This window comes from Mesorhizobium amorphae CCNWGS0123 (genome assembly GCF_001686985.1).
Taxonomy (GTDB): Bacteria; Pseudomonadota; Alphaproteobacteria; order Rhizobiales; family Rhizobiaceae; genus Mesorhizobium; species Mesorhizobium amorphae.
The window spans coordinates 751,821-769,784 of sequence record NZ_CP015322.1 but is presented as its reverse complement, the minus strand read 5'-3'; the positions used below and the strand labels follow the sequence as shown (position 1 = coordinate 769,784).

The window sequence follows — 17,964 nt, the reverse complement described above, 5'->3', positions numbered from 1 at the left end:
CGCATCATTGACGAAGCATGACGCGTCGAATTCATATGGATCGTCGAAGATCTGGCTGGGGTGGGAGCGCTCGACAAAGGCTCCAGTGGAAGTCGCTTAGCGGGGGAGTATCGAGCAGAAACATATGTCCAGCTCTCGATCTGATCCGTCCGACAGGATTAGCGCGGCATTCTTCGTGTAGAAGGCGTCGGCCCCACATTATTTACTCCGAAATAAGCCAGTTACTCTCCGCAATGTTATGTCTTCAACGGCTAAGCCAACTTTTTCCGATCCTGTTTTTAGCAATTATCGGCGGTCATGTGAAGAAGAGATTTGTGAAAATTATTACACATTTTTTTAATACTTTTTCAATAGCACAAACTTTTCTGTAACTGTTCATATGACCAACTTCATAGTTTTTGTCTGGAGCCATTTAGCGATGAGAATCGGTTAAGAGGCATTTCAACGAGTTAGCGCCAGGAGCGTCATTTGAGACTCGACGGTTAATTCGATAATCTGGTTGGCGAAGAGCAGTTAACCTGCGAATCTGAGACTTCATGCTTTTCGGTGAGACTCATGCCGGATGTCTCTTGACGATCCTGCTTTCGAAAGCCTGGAAGATCAGGCGCGATGGAATGAGGGCTTCCGCCGTCTGACGGCCATCCAGCTGAAGCTGGCGCAAGGGAATGACAGGCTGCGCGCCGCGGACATAATCGGTTTGGCTCATGATCTTGGTTTGAGCTAGCCGACGCTCTACCGGCTGATCGCCCGCTATCGTGTCAAACGGCTACCAAAACTGCCCGGATTGGAGTGGGCCCATCGGGCCGGACAGGATGGTTTTCGGTAACTGACCGGGCAGCCGGGCTTTCAGAGGATGAAGGCCCATGGCAAAGCACCGAACCCACAGCGTCGAATTCAAGCGGCAGATTTCGCAGGAGTATTTCGGCGGCGAGACCCTACATGCTCTCTCGAAGCGCCACGACATCTCACGCAATCTGATCCGGATATGGGTCGAGAAGTTTCAGGCAGGCGCTCTCGATGAGGATGCGGCAGCGGCCGATCTTCTCCAGGCTTATGAGGCGGGCATTGCCGCGCTCGAACGGTTAGTCGGCAAGCAGGCTCTGGAACCGGAGTTTCTAAAGGGGGCTCTGCATGCAGGACCGCGGCAGAGAAACAGGCCTACATCCGCGATCACCGGTCCCGAGGTCTCTCCGTCGCCGAAGGATGCCGGCTGATGGGGATCGCGCGTTCGACCTACTACGACCGCCTGGAGAAGACGTCCGACGACACCGCGATCGTCGAAGCGATCGCAGCCATCTGCGACGAGTTCGAGCACAATGGCTGGCGCCGTGTCCGTGCCGCTCTTCGGCACAAGAGCATGATCGTCAAGCACATGAAGATCCGCCGATTCACGGTGACCACGGACAGCGATCACAATCAGCCGATCTTCCCGAACCTCGCCCAGGACATCATCCCCGACGGGCCCAACCAACTCTGGGTGGCCGATATCACATACGTCACCGTCGTCGGCGGTTTTGCCTATGTTACCGTCGTCCTGGATGCCTGGTCGCGGGCGGGTTGTCGGATACGCCATCAGCCGCTCGATCGACGCGCGGCTGACGCTAACGGCTTTGACCGCCGCAGTCGAAGGACGCAAACCGCCACCGGGCTACGTGCATCATTCCGATCGTGGATCCCAAGGCGGATTCAAGCGGTCGTGGCAACACCACGAGATTGGAGGTTGCAATGACGGTTCACCAACGCGCTTCAGATCGGTGCACTCGAAAGAAGCTAGATTCGCCCGGACGTCCGCCTGCCTGGCAGCGTGAGAATCGCTTCCGCATGCAACCGAAAACGATTGTGGGCTTCGCCTCGAAGCTTCCGCCCTGCACGGTTGCAATGGAGGCCTGCTGCGGGGCGCATCATCTGAGTCGGCTTCTGAGCGACCAGGGACATGAGGTCCGACTGATGTCGCCGGAATACGTGCGTCCGACAGGCGGGCCATACGTTTTGAACGTCCAGCCGTGCCGGCCAAGCCAGGCGCTTAAGGCGCTGCGACTGATCCGGGCTGATCGCTCGACCGCCAGTCGTTCCACCATCTCGTTCAGCGTGATGTCCTTGCGTTCATCGATTAGCCCGACGATGAACGCTTCATGCGCATTGAGGCTGGACGCGCATCGGCGGCCTTGCGGCGTGGCGTCAGTTCGCCGATCCTTGCCCGAGCGATCCAACGGATCGCGCTCGATATGCCGACCCCGAACCGCGCCGCAGCTGCCGCGCCGACATGCCGGCGTCCGAAGCCTTCAAGACCCGGGACCGAAGATCTTCGCTCAGTGCTCTTCCCATCATCCACCTCATGAAAATGGATGTTGAATCACACTGCCAACGCCCTCGTCACATCACAATCGATTCATCGATCTAAGGACGTGCTCTAGTCGGTTCCATGGGCCGGCGCGGCAATCGTATCCGCCGGGGAGGAGGCGAACCATCCCCCAAGACGAGGCGCGGATAGGCCAGAAGAACAAAATCACCCGCCGCCGGGCCAGGCGTGGATCAAGGCCATCTGCACCGCACGACCAGCGCACACGCTCCGCCTATATCTTCGGCGCGATCTGCCCCAAGCACGGCAAGGCCGCAGCTCTCGTCATGCCATGGTGCGACACCCATGCCATGAACCAGCATCTGATCGAGATCTCCCGAAACGTCGCCAACGATGCGCACGCCATTCTTATCATGGACCAGGCAGGATGGCACATGTCCAACAACCTGCTAGTCCCCGAAAATATCACCATCCTGCCCCAGCCGCCGAAATCGCCCGAACTCAATCCCGTCGAAAACATCTGGCAATTCATGCGTGAAAACCGGCTTTCGAACCGCGTCTTCAAATCCTACGAAGACATCGTCGACCACTGCTGCCACGCATGGCGAACTCTGCAAGACCGACCCTGGAAGATCATGTCCATCGGTCGCAGAAAATGGGCGAATGAGTTCTGATCAATGAGGGCGGTATAAGTATGCCAAGCCGATCACATTCTTAGAAGTATGTATCTCCAGGGGAAACGTACAATTTGACTTCGCCACGCGGCCTAAGCGAGCGTCCATATCAATTTCAACATCCTGAAAGTCAAGAAAATTTTGATATATCGGAAAATAAGCTTTATATACCGCCTCCTTCAAAACAAATAGAATCCGCATACTAAGAAGACTCGATTCGTAAACTTGTCGCTCGCGTGGGGTAGCAATCAATTCGACTAATTCCTTCGGCAACGGTTCGTTAGGTTCAATGTCAATACCAAGCGTTACAATGCTTTTCTTCTCTACAATGGCTGCTGCTGCTGCTGTATCGTGGTGTGCCATTGAGCCAACAATGCCAGCTGGCCAGGTCGGAACACCAGATCGTGTCTTGACGATAGGCGTCGGTGGAAATCCCATTTGGCCAAGGAGTGTTCGCGCAATTATTCTAGCAGCACCGCTTTGGCGACGGACTTTGGCGACGGCGCGTCCTAGCGTGGCAACTTCTGAAGAGAACAAGGCGGTTTGGTCGCCGTATTCTATCCGACGAATGCCGATGAGGATGTTCGGGTGATCAGAGGGGATAATCTCCACGTATTGATCCTTTGAGCTTTGAGCTTTTGACGTAAATCAACAGCCAGCGCTGCTTCAATTGACAGAAGGGTCACCGCAAACCTCCCGCCAAGTGCCGCGTCACCGGCTTCGTTCAATCGCAAGAGTCCACACGACCTAAGTGTTTAGATGGGGTTCTCCGATCGCGGGGCTAATTGCAAGCTCCTTGTCGACGTATTGGTGTTCCTGCCGGCTCTGTGGTTCTCTTCGCGGTTAACACAAGGTCGCCGCATGCCAGCGTTCAGGACGTGGGTGCCTCAATGTATTGCGGTACCTTAACAGGGCTGCCGCCCCATCTACGAGGTCACCGACGCCGTCGTCCCGGCATATGTGGACGGCTCCCTCCTTGCAAGATGTCGAGCGTTATTTTGATCGTATCGCTTGCGTGCATATGTCCGGCCTGTTGTCGCGCTCCCATATGAACGCTGGCCAAGATGGGCTCCGCGGCGCGTGTTCCAAACAGGGACGCGACCTACGAAGGCCACTGCCGGGAACGGAGTATTACGCGTCCTGGATCGATCGATCACGCCATCTGCTCTTTTCTTACAAGTTCACGCATCAGATCAGCGCGGTAGCTTCATGAACGGCTCACCTTGACTGACTGATTCCTTATGCTGCACAAGCCAACGCCGCCGACACAGTATTTCTGCGGCCAGTTTCGGCGGCTTGCGCTTTGAGCAACTCAAGGAGCCAAGGTGAAGTATTCTTGCCGCGCCCCTCCCGCACCCGTCTAAGAAGTGAGGTGGCGCCGATCCTGAAAAATTCATGGGGTTGGCGGATGTGGCGCAAGCCATTGAAATGACGTAGGATTTGGTTGCTTAAGCCGATCCTAACCATTTCCCGGAGACCACACCCGCCATGAACGATCTCACGCTGCCGCTGAGCGGTTTGTCATCAGTCGGCGGCAAGTCCGTCGTCGCCCGTTTCGACGGCGGCATGCTGTCCTCGAACAGTGGTGTTCTGGCTCTGGCCGAGGTGCTTGAAGCCGGCACGTCGTGGCGTGAAGCTGCCCGCCTGGATCGTTTCTTTGATGGCACGTCGGCCCTACAAGGTCGCGGCCGTGGCGCTGGCCAACAAGATGGCACGGACGATATGGGCGCTTCTCGCCAAAGGCGGTACCTATCAGGCGCCGTCGATCATGACGCGAGCATAGAACAAAAGGGATTCCGGCATGCTGATGCCGGGATAGAGCGGCAGGGTGCCAAAGTGTGATGACCCCGAGGGACGCCACCTCGAGACCGATTACACCGTCTGACGCAATGCGCCATCCGAGCGCATGAAAGTGATTAGGCAATCGGCATCGCGGATCTCATCGTGGCCAGCGGTCAACGACCGCGACGCCCCGGCCGGTCACCGACCGGATGGCGAACTCGTGACGAGATTGGGAGCAGCATGCTATTCATCACCAGCGATTGCCGCATCCTCTCCCTCTCCGCCGGAAAAGTCCGGCATGATGTCACCCGCGAGCAGCTTCTCCTTCGACAGCAGGCCTGCATCCTCGAGCGCTTCGAAATCGGGCAAGTCGCGCAGTGTGTCGAAGCCGAACTGCAGCAGGAACGCCTTGGTCGTGACATACGTGTATGGCGCACCTGGGGTCGGGCTGCGTGGGCCTGAGGCGATCAGACCGAAGCCGCGCAAATGACCGATCAGGTCGCGGCTGATCTCCTTGCCAAAGAAGGAGGACAGTTCTCCACGCGTGATCGGCTGGAAGTAGGCGATGCACATCAGCACCAGCACCTCCGACTGCGTAAGATCACCCGCGCGTTCATTGCCGCCAACGGCGGCACGGATGGCGTCGGCATAGGCCGGCCGGGTCAGATGCTTCCAGCCGCCGGCGACGGCGATCAGGTCGTAGGGTCGGCCGCGCAGTTCCTCGCGGATGTCGTCGATGAGGAGATCGATGCTGCAACTTTTGCCGACGATGCGAGCCAGCGTCTCGCGGCTGACCGGTTCGCTGGCGGCAAAGATCGTTGCTTCGACGCGGTGCATCCATTCGCGCCAGCGAACCTCCGCCGGCAGGTGATCCAGCTCGCGATCAAACAGACGGTCGCCTGACCGACCGTCGTCTGGCCGGCCTTTCGCTCGTCTCGCGTGCGTCGCCTCGGCCATCGCTCTCACAGCCCGTAGATGCGGAAGGTCGCTCGACCAGAGAGTTCGCGGACAGCGCCGAGCTCGACCAGGCGGTCGAACAGGCGGCGCAGGCCGCGGTCGCTCATCCCGGTGCGTTTGTCGCCGCGCGATGCACCGAGCGCGTCGTCGTTCAGCAATCGGTCGACGACGGTGTTCGCCCCCTTGGCCCTGAGTTTTGGGGCGACGGCGAGCAACCGATCGGCGCGGCGTTCGAGCCCCGCCGAGAGATCGATGGCGCGCAGCGCCGCGTGCGCCTCCGCGGCAAGCAGGCTTTTGGCTCGATCGGCTTCCGTTCCGGCACCCGCAGCCAGAGCGCCAGTCGCTGGTCGACGCGGCCGGGCCGTGCCCAAAGCTAAGGCCGCCTCGCCGCCCAGCAAAGGGATTGCATGGCTCCAGCCGAGCCGCTGCGCCAGCAAGGCGTCGGCAAGCCAAGGTCCCATGGCGCGTGGCAGGCCGTGGCCCTCGACGGCCGCGTAGGCGCCGGTCAGCATCCCGACCGCGCCTTCGGTCGTGGCGAGCCGCCGCAGCGCGTCCGCCAGATCGCTGACCGCCGCGCCGTCGCGGGCGAAAAAACCGAATTCCTCCAACACCGCGGCGAGATTTTTCTTCGTCAGAAGCTCCCCTGCGGGCCGCGCTGCCAGCCGGCGCCAGCCGAGGAGCAAAAGGCCGCCCGGCCCAACGTCGTCGCCGGGGCGGGTGAGGAGAAAAGAATCGCGCAGTGCCGCTTCATCCTCGACGCGCCCCATCTGCCGCGCCGTCGCCGCAGCCGCCGCGAGCGCCAGGCGCTGCCGCCAGGCGCCGGCCCATTTTTCGTCGCGGCGCACAACCGTATCCAGCATGGCGATGGCCGCGCCGGTGGCCAGGGCAGCATCCTCAACGGTTTGCGCCGCCCCGACCGCCTTGCGCAGCCAGCTCGGCACGGCGACAGTCGGAGCGGCGCCGGGCTGCGTGACGTGACGGCGCAGGGGCGATTTCGGGCGCAGAATCATCGTCGACATGATGATTCATTGCGGCGCTTATTACAACACAAATGGCAGCAATCCGCCGCACTTGTCGCCACACAATCATGTCCGGTAAGCTTGCCTTATCGGACGTATGCGGCTAGCCTGCCAAATCATGGCAGAGTCTCCGGAGAACACCCCCAAAATCGACGATAGCGCCTCCGACCATCCAGAGGGCGATCTGCCCGACATCGTCGATCTAGTCATGGAGATGGGCGCCTTACCCCCCGCCTCGGGACCGACACCCCGTGTCCCGGCGCGCCTGGAAGCCCTCGTCGCGACCGCGACAAGCTACGCGAAGGCCGCCAGTTCCGATAACACGCAAAATGCCTACGCCAAGGACTGGCGGCATTTCACCTCCTGGTGCCGTCGGGAAGGGTTCAATCCGCTGCCGCCCTCCAGCCAGGTCATCGGCCTCTATATTGGCGCCTGCGCCTCAGGCAGTGTCATTGACACCGCTGCCGGTGATCCGAAACGCGGCGCCCCTGCCCTCTCGGTCGCGACGATCGAGCGGCGCCTCTCCGGCCTTGCCTGGAACTTTACCCAGCGCGGCGTGCCCATGGATCGCGCCGATCGCCATATTGCCACCGTGCTTGCCGGCATTCGCCGTAAGCACGCAAAACCGCCGCGGCAAAAGGAGGCTGTGCTCGGCGACGATATCAAGGCGATGGTCGCCACGCTCAGCCATGATCTGCGCGGCCTGCGCGACCGCGCTATTTTGCTCCTGGGCTTCGCCGGCGGCCTACGCCGTTCCGAAATCGTCGGCCTCGACGTCGTCCGCGATGATCACAGCGACGGCGCCGGCTGGATCGAGATTTTTCCTGACCAGGGCGTCCTGGTGACGCTGCGCGGCAAGACGGGCTGGCGCGAGGTTGAGGTCGGCCGCGGCGCTTCCGATCAGACCTGCCCCGTCGCCGCCCTTGAGAGTTGGATCCGCTTCGGCCGCATCGCGAAGGGGCCCCTCTTCCGCCGCATCTTCAAGGACAACAAGACCGTCGACGTCGAGCGGCTCAGCGACAAGCACGTCGCCCGCCTGGTCAAACAGACCGCGCTCGCCGCCGGCATCCGCTCCGATCTTCCGGAAGGGGAACGTGCGCTGCTGTTCTCAGGGCACTCGCTGCGCGCCGGCCTCGCCTCGTCGGCCGACATCGGGGAACGTTACGTGCAGAAGCAACTTGGCCACGCCTCGCCCGAGATGACCCGCAAATATCAGCGCCGTCGCGATCGGTTCCGCACCAACCTCACCAAGGCGTCCGGGCTTTGAAAAGGGCCCCTCCCCCGGCCGGGCCCGCCTCACGGTGCTGCGGGAGGGCAGGATTTTCCGCCTTATCGCTTCAATTGAACTCGGGACGTGAAAGCGACACAGTATCTTCGGCGGCTTTCTCGCTATCGATAATCACCTCTTATCGATAGCGGTGGAGGCGAATCCGTGGATCAGCGACCTATGAGAGGATGCCATCGTGCCAATCCCCTCCTCTCTTCCGACAGAAAAGCCCACAGCCGGAGCGTCAGAGTTGTCGGTCGCTGTGCGGCACGCCCTGTGCGAACCTATCACCGTCAGCATCGCAAAATGCTACCTAGCCCGGTCGTCCAGCGGCGCTCGCAATTCTCATCCGGCCATCCTCGCCGTCACGCCATTCGCCTTCAGGGCGGCCATCAGCATAGGTCCGACGGAAAACTGCCCTGCCCTCGCCTTTTCGGTCAAAACCCGCAGATAACCGCCGGCCGAGTTGATGTGCTGGGCCCGCTGCAAGATGCAGGCAATTACGATGGCGGCGACCTCCTGGCCCATCTCATGGCAAGCCTCCTCGTATGCTGAGGGCGAAATACCAAGGTAGCCTCGCACCTGGGCCGCGGTGATCATCAAATCGCGCCAGTTTCCGATCCCGTGCACGGCGTAGTCTGAGATTTCGGGGCACGCTTTCAGCACCAGCCCTATTGGATAGCTTTTCAGCTTCTCATCCGTTCCCTGCCTTGGCTCGACCGCCGCCCTGCTTTTCTCGAAAGCTGGTTCAAATACAAAATTGGAGTCTGTTTTTGAATCAGATTGCTGCCGCTCATTTTGGGACTCATTGGCGCCAGGATTCGTGGAATTCATGAAGCTTTCCAGCATCATATCCACTTCGTCATGAAGTATGGTCAGATCGGCTACAATTGCCTCCAGTTCTGACAGCCCTGCCCGCCGCGGGATTGCATCCACAATGGCTCTAAACCGTCTCCAGACGCCTCCCCAGTCGCCAGGAACGTCCTCCTCGATCGCAGCCTCGACAAGTTTGTGGATGTCGCGACGATGGAGCGTAATCCGCTCCCTCATCAACCTGAGAGCCAGGGCGTCGGCGCGCACCTGTTCGGCAGCATGCTGAAACTCAGCAGCCCGCGTCAGCAGCGGCGCTAGCGAAAATCCGAACGCTTCCGCAATAGCGCCACCCTTTCCCTTCCGGGCAAACCTTTTGCCGTTTGGGCTGTCCCGACGGATGACCAGGCCGCAACTCACCAGCTCGGCCAAGTGTCGCCGCAATGTGGAACTGGGCATGCCGTGCGTGCGAAGCGACAGCTGCGCATTCGAAGGAAAGACCATCAGGCCGTTTTCCTCGCTGATCTGATCGTCCGGATAGAAAGACAAGAGCCCGCTCAGCACGGCCAGAGCGCGATCTCCCACACCTACGACAGTCTTGCCTTCGCACAACCAACGATAGACCTGCCATTTCTCGACAAGAGCCCCGTCCGGAATCTCTCGTGATGCCGCATTCGCTTGCACCAAGGCGAGCGACATCGGCCGCCGCCCAAAGGGCGTCGTCGCGTATCCCCTCTCCATTTCCCTCACCTTTCAATCAGGCAAAAGAAATTGGCTCGCCGAAACGGCGCCACGACTCTTGACAGTGATTCGGGGAAGTGCGATTCTCAGCTTGCTACAGACCGAGAAGGGCTTCCGCGACGGCGACGTTCGGGGGCCTTTTTCTTTTGCGGTTTTAGTCTCCTGTTTTCTTCGCCATTTCCGACTCCCGAAAAGCCTCGAAAAGCTCGTCGAGCTTGCCGGCGATGAATGCGCCGAAGGGCGATGCTTCCTTGGACTTCAAGGCGAGCGTAAACACCTTTCCGGTGTCGGTGATTTTGGCTCGAACCGATCTATCATCGGGTGTCCAAGCCGTTTCCTTGGACTTCGTAGACGCATGCGGGCGTTTCGCTGGCACACTCATGAAGTCGAAGAGGCGGGTAAACCGGGCCTCGCTGCCTGGTTGGGCGAAATCGGCGCCTGCCACATACTCTGCCGCCCTCACCCCTGCCCCGGGCGGCTCCATGAGTTTGGCAAGCTGCCACCAGCGGTCCCGACCAACGCTCTTGGCGGCGCCTATCGCCAAAATGACCCGCTCGGGAATGTTGCTGGTAACCGAACGCATCTTCGAGAACGTCGTGTCATCGAGCGCAAGCGCCGACTTCACCGTATCCGGGGAATGGCCCCGCTTGAGAATTCGGTCGGCAAACAGGGTCCTTTCGATGAAGGACAAATTGGCTCTGGCAGCATTTTCCTGCCCTTGGGCGATAACATGGTCCTCATCGTCCATCTTCTTGACGACGGCGCGGACCGGTCGGTCCAACTGGCGCGCGACCCTGACACGCCTGTGGCCAAAGACGGTTTGGAAGCGGCCCGAAACCTCGGGGTGAGGCCTGACAAGAACCGGCGAATCCTGCCCTCTCTCACGAATAGCTGCCAGCAATTCCTGGAAAGCCTCATCGTCATCGTCCATGCGGTCTGAAACGAATGACGTGTCGACTAATGCCGGATCGAGATCGACGACCGAACTCTTCGAGAGTTCCTCGAATGACTGCATAATCGAGCGGGAAGCGCCGCGAACGGCATAGGCTGAGATGTCCTTGACGTTCGCAACCGAGGCCGCGGGGCCCATGACGCTGCCAAATATGTCCTTGCGTGCCATCAATCGCCCCGATTCTCGGTTAGTCGACTGATTTCACGGTCAAAATTCCCATTATTTACTGCCGTAAAACCCGCCGTCATGACCGCCCCCATGCGCGATGGATGAGCGTCGCGATCTCGGAGTTCACCGCATCCAGTGATTCCAGTGCGCGGTCGTAGGTAGAGCGGGTAAAGGACGACTTCTCGACCTCGTAGAGTGTCTGTTTCGTCAACCCCGCATCCGAAATGGCCGTCGACTTGAGCATCGGATTTTCGAGTATCTGGCCGGCCAGCATCGACTGCATGAAGCCAACCATCTGCGCTTGCGGGATGTCTGTCGGTTCGTAGCGCGTGATCAGGTAGCGAAACCAATCCAACTCGATTGCTGCACCGGCTGCCTTGATGGTCTTCAAGATGCCGCCGAGCATCAGCAGGAACTGGCTCATCGACATCAGGTCGAGCATTTGAGGATGAACCGTGATGAGGACAGATGTCGCCGCCGACATCGCCGTCAAAGTCAGATAGCCTAGTTGCGGAGGGCAATCGACAATCACTACGTCATAGCGGTCGTCCACCTCCGACAACGCCTTTGCAAGCCTGGTGAAGAACTGGCGACCTACGTTGGACGTTCTGTCCTGCATGGCGAGCGGCGTGTCGTACTCATACTCCTGCAGTTCAAGACTGGCTGGAATGATATCCAGACCGGGAAAATTCGTCGGGACGATCACGTCAGAGATCGGTTTGCGCTCGTCGTCATAACGGATCGCCTCATACAAAGAGAGGTTCCGATCAAGTTCCGGCTGGAAGCCATGCAAGGCGGACAGTGAGGCTTGCGGGTCGAGATCGATGGTAAGGACGCGATGGCCCGTCAGAGCTAGATGCTGGGCGAGGTGGGCGGCGGTGGTTGTCTTGCCGCTGCCGCCCTTGAAGTTGACGACAGCAACAACCTGGAGCTTGTCGCCAGGCTTGCGGTGCGGGACGTATTTCTTGACCTCGGTCCTGCCGTGTCGGTCCAGGAAATGGCGCAGCTCAAGCATCTGCTCCGCGGTATAGGATCGGCGTCCCGACGGTATCTGCTCGGGCAGGGGGCCCTTGCGTTCCAGATGGAGGCGCTTCAGATTGTTTTGCGATACTCCCAGATAGTGGGCTACCTCCGCCATCGAAAAAGACCGAAGGGTCTTGGTCGCATTGGGCGGGAACTTGTCCATACGAAGCTGGTTCAGTCGCCGCGATATCTCTTCGCCCTGCTCGATGATCGTGTTATCGAACTCGAAGCGTGGAAGCCGCATGGCAATGTTCATTTCTTGTCGAAACCTGAATTGGCGCTTTTTGTAAGCAATCCACTTAACAAGTGCCATTAAGCTCCGATTCGGCCAACCGCGGCAAGAAGTTTTAGGTTAACAGAACGTTACCGGGGGCCGAGAGGCTTTTTACTGCCGGCTGCAGCTGAGGTCATGAAGCCAATGCTCATGTGTGGAAGCCCATATAAATTGCCCCGCGCTCTGAGCTAAACCCATGTTTTCTCTGTCACAAAGGCCCTTTTTTACGGCAGTAAATATGATGCTTGCCGGGGAGGGATGCAAGCGGCTGCACGCGGAACACGGCCGCCTAGGTCTCAGTAGAGGCCGGCCGCGCGGAGTTGAGGTCACCGTGGAGGTGGGGCGCTGGCTCGCGAGAACACTGGTATCGGGTGGATGCCGGCTCGAGCTGACACCATTTCTGGACTCGCCGGCCTGACTGACGCATTCTTGGTGTAGGGCGATGGCGGCGCGGTTGCGGCAGGCACGGTCGGGGCGGGCGCAAGATCATTTTCAGATGCTCGCATCTTCATGTTATTGAGGGCCCGCCTATGCGCGAATTGCCCGAGAACATCGATGCTGACGTTGTGATCGAGATCAGTAAGTTGCTCGATGAGCATCCTTACATGGTTCCGGCTCCAGTGCATAAGTTCGCCGGGCTGGTTCGCCAGGGTCAAGACCGGTCTACCCGATCAGACCATGAAGAGTTGGTCATCGAAATGGCCACGACACGCCAATTGGCAATGGTTTTCGATCTGCCAAACCACGAGAATGTCGTGCCGCTCCCGGTGAGACGATAAGTTGGAGACAACGGGCATCATCCGCCGCCGATCGCGGTCCTTCAAGAAACTCAGTTGCTGGCCGAAAAGATATGCCGGAAACCAGGCAATCAAACGGTCCTTCTCGGGTGAGGCGAGATGCACGGACGGTCGGTTTAGTGCCCGGTAGGAAGAAGAGGGCTTCACCGGCCGATTTGCGCTCGCGCTCGGTGAGAAGCGCCATCAAGGCCGGATTGATATAGAGGTTCTCCCGACCAGCCTTGACTTCATGTAACAGGCCATTGTCGACGAGGGTCTTTTGATAGACCGATGCCGCCTGTCGTTTCGCTATGTCGGATGAAACCAAGTCGCCGATCCGACGGATTAACGAAGATCATCTCGGAAAGCTCTCGGAGTAGATTTTCGGGAGGTCTCGGCGCAAGCACTCGGCGGTCTGGTCGAGCAGGTCGCGGATCGCGTGTATACGGTCAGTTGACCAGCCAGCAGTCTCCTTTACCGCGGCGAGCATGTAGAGGATCCAACTTTCCCACGCGCCCTCCGTCGTTACGGCGAGAAGGCGATCGTAGTAGGCTCCTTTGTTTCGGATGATAGCGGCTTAGATAGAGCACCGGGATGTCCAGGAGGCCCTTGTCGACCAGATAGAGCAGGTTCAGCACGCGGCCGGTCCTGCCATTGCGGTCGACGATTGGATGGATGGCCTCGAATTGGTAGTGCATCACGGCGACACGGATCAACGGATCGATGTCCTCGGCCTCATGGATGCAGCGCTCCCAGTTCGCCAGCTTGTCGCGCAGGAGGTTCTCCCCCTCGGGTGGGGTGTAAACGACCGCACCCATCGCCTGGTTGACCAGGGCCGTGCCGGGCGTCGATCGAATGTCGAGTTCGACGCCCTTGATCGTGCGGCACACCGCGACCGCCGTTGACGTCGTCACAGGCGCTTTTGCATAGTTCCTAAGCCCTGATTAAGCGCAGTGCGGTAGCGCAGCGCCTCCTTCGTGGCAGCATCAGCGAGATTTCCGGCTTCATTGGCGAAGCGAAACAATCGGTCCGTCGTTATTTCGGAACTTGCCTGGGCTTCGAGTAGAGGACTGCTTGGTTCGGGATAAGCTGACCCGATACTCTAAGCTCTGCCAAGGCCGCGCGCGCCGCTATGCAGGCCTTGGGCACCACCTTCGTTTCAACATCCTCCTTTGGGGGCAGGAGAGGGATGTCATTGTAAGGCCTGTCAGCCTGAAACGTCCATGTCGATGGTTCCTGGTTCGATCGACATGTCAGGGTTGATATGTCGTTGGCATCGACATATCGCCAAATCGTGTCGATAAAATCGTAATCTGTCGACATATTGTGATTGCAGCAAGGCGATCGCAAACGGAAGCTATTGGCCCTTGGCAAGGCTGGGCTCCCTTGTCAGCGCGCTTACAGCCCGCTTGCCTTGGTGAGATTGACGAGAAAACGATCGCGGCGGCGCTGATATCTCCGCGTCATCTCTGCTGAGGCGTGGCCGAGCTGCTTCTGCACGTAGCGCTCATCGACCTCGGCTGAGGAGGCGAGGCCAGCGCGAAGCGAATGGCCGGAAAACTTTTGGCCGCGTTCGCCTTCCGACAGGTCACCGCGCACCCCAGCAGCGAGCACCGCGCGCTTGACCAGGCGCGCCACCTCCTGGTCCTTCAATCGCTCGGCGCCGACAGCCTTGCCTTGGCCGGTGACGCGTCGAAATAGCGGGCCGTGCCCAATCCGTGCCAGTTTCAGCCACGTCTGCATGGAGACGACCGGGCAGGTGGCATCGGAAGCGCCGCGACCGATCTCGACCTCGCGCCAGCCAGTTTTTCCCCGCAATGTCACCAGCATGCCTTTGTCAAAAATCTCGATCCAGCCCGAAGAATCGTTGGTCTGATCGCGGCCAACATCGAGACCAACGATTTCGGAGCGGCGCAGGCCGCCAGCGAAGCCAAGCAGCAACATGGCCCGGTCGCGTAGGCCCCGTAAGCTACCGCGATCGAGCGTTTCCAGCATGATCAGAAGATCCTCGGGCAGGATGGCCTCCTTCTGCACCGGCGGTTTTGCGTGGGTGTTGCGAATGCCGGCAAGCACGGTGGCGATGTGGCGGTCTTTGCGGTCGAGCGGCTGGCCACGCTGGGCAAAGTTCCAGGCGAGCGACGAGAGGCGGCGCTCGATCGTCGATACAGAGTTCGGCTTTTTGTCCCCCGTTACGGCCCCCGACGCGCAGGCGGTGATGTAGAGGCCGACCACCTGCGGTTCCGGGGGCAGAGCATTAAGATGCTGGCGCCTGCACCACGCGGCAAAATGCTTCCAGTCAGATGCGTAGGCGCGGCGGGTATTGGCTGAGTTCGCCGCTTCGACATAGTCACGGGCGCGGTCAGCGAGCGCGTCGAGATGAACGGGAAGCCGTTCCATCCCGTTTGCCGTGCCCGCCAGGGGAGGGGAGGGGGCCTTCTTCTGCTCTGCAGGACGTCCCATTTCCATCACTAGGTCGATGATGTCGGGGAGATCGTCCTTTCCGGAACCCGCTGATGAGTCCTGAGCGTCATCAGCCATCGTCATGCTGCCACCACATCTGTCTTGGAAAAGTCATTACCGATGAACAGCAGCGGCTCGTCCGAACGTTTTGCCAATGCGTAGGAGAAGCAATCGGCAAAGTTCAGGGCGGCCGGATGATGGCCCTTGCCGTAGGAGAGCCAAGCTTGGGTGGCCAGATCAACCAATTCGGAGTCAACGGGAATGATGTTGACAGCGATCTTATGAAGCCAAAGATCGATCTCGGCCAATGCGTGTTCGCCGCGCCTGCTGACCATCACCATACGTGCTTCGAGTACACAGGTCGCCGGAACCAGACGGATTGGATCGGAGATAAGTGCTCTTTCAAGCCTTGCCGCCTCGGGTTCACTACGCAGGATCGCCACAATGGCTGAGGTGTCGATCACCATCAGTTCGGAATTCCGTGTTCGTCGTACCCGATGATCTCCTCGTCGGTGCGATTATCCCGGTCAGGCAACCGCGCCAGTCTCTCCCGGATCGCGCGCAGTTCCGCGAGCAGACGCTCCTGCGCAGCGTCACCGAAACCCATTCGATGCAGGCGCTCGCTCAGGGCCTGATGAATGGCCGCAGTCTTGCTGATACCCTGGCGGCGTGCGAGCTCCTCGGCGAGGGCGACGGTTGCCGGATTTTTGATGTTGAGGGACACCACAGGCTCCAAAAATCTACCTTTCTGGCATTTTCTACCCATCGTTCTGAGATTTGTCAATAAACGAACGATAATACAACATTATCATTCGTTTGATGTTGCCGACAGGCGCAGCGCTTTCTGCGCAAATAGATTGCTAAAAGCGCCGTCATGATTCATCGTGCTTGCGATGATTCTGCGACCCACACCCTATCCGCGCCACCACGCCACCCTTGCCGGCGCCCCTTTGACCGCGCCGATGGCAGCGGTGCCGGCCTGGCTGCGCCGGGCCATCCCGGAAGCGCAAAGCCTTACGGGAAAAGATGTTGAGGACGTCGCACTCGCCGCAGGCGCCACCATCGGCGCGCTCGATGCGGTGGTCCGCCGGCAGGAGCGGTGGGCCGGCGCCTGGCGGCAGCGGCTGGCGCTTTCAGCGGCCGCGGTAACGGCAAAGCAGGCTGGCCGCGTGGAGGATGAAGCGGCACTTCGCGATGTCCTTCTGCTCACGCGGTCGGGAGACGAGGTCGGCCCCGCCGGCCGAATGCTGTTGGCCTGGCGTCGGCTGGCAGCCCGGCCCGCCGAGGATCTTCTGACGGAGAGAAACCTCGCCGCAGTGCTGGAAGATCTCGGTCACGCCCGCGACGACGAGGCGGTCAGCGACTTGGCGGACGAGCTTCGACAGTTTTCCGCTAGCATCGGAATGGTCGGCCTGGTAACCGGCGCATTCATGGCCGCTAAGCGCCATGGCTACGGGCGCATGGGCGGAGCCTGGCTCGCCGACGCTCTGCTGGCGCCGCGGTTGGGCTGGGCATATGCGATGCCGTTGCTGGGAGCGGAGGTGGCTTTGGGCTCAAGTCCCGGCCGCTCCCGTCGTTCATCAACTGCCATTGCGGTGGCGAGCACCGAGGATGAAGCCGACCGTGCGAAGGGTCTGCTCGCCGCCCAGTCGCGGGCTGCGTTGCGCGCCATCGATCTGTCCGCCGAGCTCGAGCGCCGCGCCGACCGGCTGCTTGCCGTTGCGCCGAAACTCAGGGCCAAGGCAGCGGAAACCGTCGTCGAAAGGGCTACTGTCCGACGATGCGATCGTTGCATCCGAAAAAATCGCCGGCATGAGCGACCGCGGCCTACGCCGCTTGTTCGACCGTCTGGTCGAGCTCGGCGCCGTGCGCGAGCTGTCCGGCCGCCCAACCTTCCGCATCTACGGGCTGTGACGATCATGGCGGACGCAGCGCGCAGGCGAGGGGGGAGCCGGTCAGATGACCGTCGATCGGGCGAACGACGATCAGTTGACCAGCTGTTTGATCGCGAGCTGGACCACCTGCCGCCGGAAGCGCGCTGGCGCGAATGGATGCACCGCGTCGAGGCTACCATTTTCGCGGCCAGCGAGCCGGTCAGCCGCGAGACGCTGGCGCGCGTTGTCGGCAAGAGCTGCAGCATCGATCTCCTCATCGACGACATTCGCGACGAGCTGCGCGGCCGACCCTACGACCTGGTCGCCGTCGCCGGCGGTTTTCGGCACCTGACCCGGCCGGCCTATGCCGACGCCATCCGCGCCGCAGTCGGCGGTAACGAACGCGCGGCAGACCTCACGCAGTCAGAGGTGCTCGTGCTGATGTGCATCAGCTACTTCCAGCCGATCACCCGGGCCGAGCTTTCTTCCTTTTTCGGCAAGGAAATCAGCCGCGATCTCATCGGTCATCTGCGCGGCGCGAAGCTGATTGGGTCCTGTCCCCGCAGCCCGACTCCGGGCGCGCCCTACACCTATGTCACGACCAAGGAATTCCTGCTGGAGTTCGGCCTCGACACGCTGCGCGACCTGCCGAATTTCGAGGCACTCGAGGATGCCGGGCTGCTGAGCAAAGAGAAGCTGTTGGCGGATGCAATTACGATCGGCCTGGCTAATGAGGAGGAGGAGCAAAAGGCAGATCGTTGAGATGAAATGCCTTGAGTGGCTGTCTCCGGAATCTCATCATTAGCGAAAACCGAAATCCCGATTACGTGTACAGCAGTGATGGATGCCGGTCATCATGACATCCTGCGCGGGCGACGCAGTTAAGAG

Annotated in this window: 13 protein-coding genes and 9 pseudogenes; 10 read left to right on the top strand and 12 right to left on the bottom strand. The window is 60.1% G+C overall.

Features of this window, described 5'->3' with window-relative positions; all coding sequences use genetic code 11:
- The first annotated feature begins 562 nt into the window (after nt 1–562).
- The 4 genes and pseudogenes from A6B35_RS36060 to A6B35_RS37705 all read left to right on the top strand — a co-directional run.
- The gene (locus A6B35_RS36060) at nt 563–724 is read left to right on the top strand and encodes a hypothetical protein (RefSeq protein WP_156788647.1); all 162 of its coding nucleotides are present in this window, start codon (nt 563–565) and stop codon (nt 722–724) included.
- A 139-nt stretch (nt 725–863) separates the two neighbouring features.
- The gene (locus A6B35_RS33330) at nt 864–1,214 is read left to right on the top strand and encodes a transposase (protein ID WP_065518406.1); all 351 of its coding nucleotides are present in this window, start codon (nt 864–866) and stop codon (nt 1,212–1,214) included.
- A gap of 167 nt (nt 1,215–1,381) precedes the next feature.
- Nucleotides 1,382–1,679, top strand: a pseudogene (locus A6B35_RS37710) (DDE-type integrase/transposase/recombinase); the annotation flags it as partial.
- 46 nt (nt 1,680–1,725) lie between these two features.
- A pseudogene (locus tag A6B35_RS37705) lies at nt 1,726–1,968 on the top strand (hypothetical protein); the annotation flags it as partial.
- A 20-nt stretch (nt 1,969–1,988) separates the two neighbouring features.
- Here the strand turns inward: A6B35_RS37705 and A6B35_RS35255 are convergent.
- A pseudogene (locus A6B35_RS35255) lies at nt 1,989–2,325 on the bottom strand (IS630 transposase-related protein); the annotation flags it as partial.
- A 150-nt stretch (nt 2,326–2,475) separates the two neighbouring features.
- Between A6B35_RS35255 and A6B35_RS33320 the strand changes: the two are divergent.
- Nucleotides 2,476–2,973: pseudogene (locus A6B35_RS33320) on the top strand (IS630 family transposase); the annotation flags it as partial.
- Here A6B35_RS33320 and A6B35_RS33315 read toward each other — a convergent pair.
- Both A6B35_RS33315 and A6B35_RS37700 read right to left on the bottom strand, forming a co-directional pair.
- Nucleotides 2,974–3,585, bottom strand: a complete 612-nt coding sequence (locus A6B35_RS33315) for a 4'-phosphopantetheinyl transferase family protein (RefSeq protein ID WP_006204740.1) — start codon at nt 3,583–3,585, stop codon at nt 2,974–2,976.
- A gap of 647 nt (nt 3,586–4,232) precedes the next feature.
- Nucleotides 4,233–4,353 (bottom strand): annotated as a pseudogene (locus A6B35_RS37700) (IS110 family transposase); the annotation flags it as partial.
- Nucleotides 4,354–4,461: 108 nt separating this feature from the next.
- Between A6B35_RS37700 and A6B35_RS37695 the strand changes: the two are divergent.
- Together A6B35_RS37695 and A6B35_RS33310 are read left to right on the top strand one after the other, a co-directional pair.
- Nucleotides 4,462–4,623, top strand: a pseudogene (locus tag A6B35_RS37695) (IS1380 family transposase); the annotation flags it as partial.
- A pseudogene (locus A6B35_RS33310) lies at nt 4,616–4,756 on the top strand (IS110 family transposase); the annotation flags it as partial. The pseudogenes A6B35_RS37695 and A6B35_RS33310, both read left to right, overlap by 8 nt.
- A 242-nt stretch (nt 4,757–4,998) precedes the next feature.
- On the opposite strand, the gene scpB (A6B35_RS33305) reads toward A6B35_RS33310, so the two are convergent.
- Nucleotides 4,999–5,712: an SMC-Scp complex subunit ScpB gene (gene scpB, locus A6B35_RS33305; RefSeq protein ID WP_006204738.1), complete on the bottom strand. Its 714-nt coding sequence runs from the start codon at nt 5,710–5,712 to the stop codon at nt 4,999–5,001.
- Nucleotides 5,713–5,717: 5 nt separating this feature from the next.
- Nucleotides 5,718–6,722 carry a DUF1403 family protein gene (locus A6B35_RS33300; RefSeq protein WP_040583546.1) on the bottom strand — a complete coding sequence of 335 codons (1,005 nt, stop codon included), beginning with the start codon at nt 6,720–6,722 and terminating at the stop codon, nt 5,718–5,720.
- A 127-nt stretch (nt 6,723–6,849) separates the two neighbouring features.
- Here A6B35_RS33300 and A6B35_RS33295 point away from each other — a divergent pair, with 127 nt between their 5' ends.
- Nucleotides 6,850–7,998, top strand: coding sequence for a site-specific integrase (locus A6B35_RS33295; RefSeq protein WP_006204736.1), 1,149 nt, complete (start codon nt 6,850–6,852; stop codon nt 7,996–7,998).
- Between the two features lie 345 nt (nt 7,999–8,343).
- Here the strand turns inward: A6B35_RS33295 and repC are convergent, their stop codons facing one another.
- From repC to A6B35_RS33255, 7 genes and pseudogenes are all read right to left on the bottom strand, one after another.
- Entirely contained in the window at nt 8,344–9,549 is a 1,206-nt protein-coding gene (gene repC / locus A6B35_RS33290) for a plasmid replication protein RepC (protein ID WP_006204735.1), read from the bottom strand.
- Between the two features lie 154 nt (nt 9,550–9,703).
- Nucleotides 9,704–10,669, bottom strand: a complete 966-nt coding sequence (gene repB / locus A6B35_RS33285) for a plasmid partitioning protein RepB (protein WP_006204734.1) — start codon at nt 10,667–10,669, stop codon at nt 9,704–9,706.
- A gap of 76 nt (nt 10,670–10,745) precedes the next feature.
- Nucleotides 10,746–11,948: a plasmid partitioning protein RepA gene (repA, locus tag A6B35_RS33280; RefSeq protein ID WP_006204733.1), complete on the bottom strand. Its 1,203-nt coding sequence runs from the start codon at nt 11,946–11,948 to the stop codon at nt 10,746–10,748.
- Between the two features lie 969 nt (nt 11,949–12,917).
- A pseudogene (locus A6B35_RS33270) lies at nt 12,918–13,999 on the bottom strand (Fic family protein); the annotation flags it as partial.
- A 141-nt stretch (nt 14,000–14,140) separates the two neighbouring features.
- Nucleotides 14,141–15,286 (bottom strand): site-specific integrase, encoded by a 1,146-nt coding sequence (locus tag A6B35_RS33265; protein ID WP_050900819.1) that lies wholly within the window; start codon nt 15,284–15,286, stop codon nt 14,141–14,143.
- Nucleotides 15,283–15,669 carry a type II toxin-antitoxin system VapC family toxin gene (locus tag A6B35_RS33260; RefSeq protein WP_006204729.1) on the bottom strand — a complete coding sequence of 129 codons (387 nt, stop codon included), beginning with the start codon at nt 15,667–15,669 and terminating at the stop codon, nt 15,283–15,285. Before A6B35_RS33260 ends, A6B35_RS33265 begins: the two co-directional genes overlap by 4 nt.
- Nucleotides 15,669–15,926, bottom strand: coding sequence for a type II toxin-antitoxin system VapB family antitoxin (locus tag A6B35_RS33255; protein ID WP_040583545.1), 258 nt, complete (start codon nt 15,924–15,926; stop codon nt 15,669–15,671). Before A6B35_RS33255 ends, A6B35_RS33260 begins: the two co-directional genes overlap by 1 nt.
- A 169-nt stretch (nt 15,927–16,095) precedes the next feature.
- On the opposite strand from A6B35_RS33255, the pseudogene A6B35_RS33250 reads away from it, so the two are divergent.
- Both A6B35_RS33250 and scpB (A6B35_RS33245) read left to right on the top strand, forming a co-directional pair.
- Nucleotides 16,096–17,116, top strand: a pseudogene (locus A6B35_RS33250) (DUF1403 family protein).
- 5 nt (nt 17,117–17,121) lie between these two features.
- A complete protein-coding gene (gene scpB, locus A6B35_RS33245) occupies nt 17,122–17,838 on the top strand; it encodes an SMC-Scp complex subunit ScpB (RefSeq protein ID WP_040583543.1) in 717 nt (238 codons plus the stop codon).
- Nucleotides 17,839–17,964: the final 126 nt, after the last annotated feature.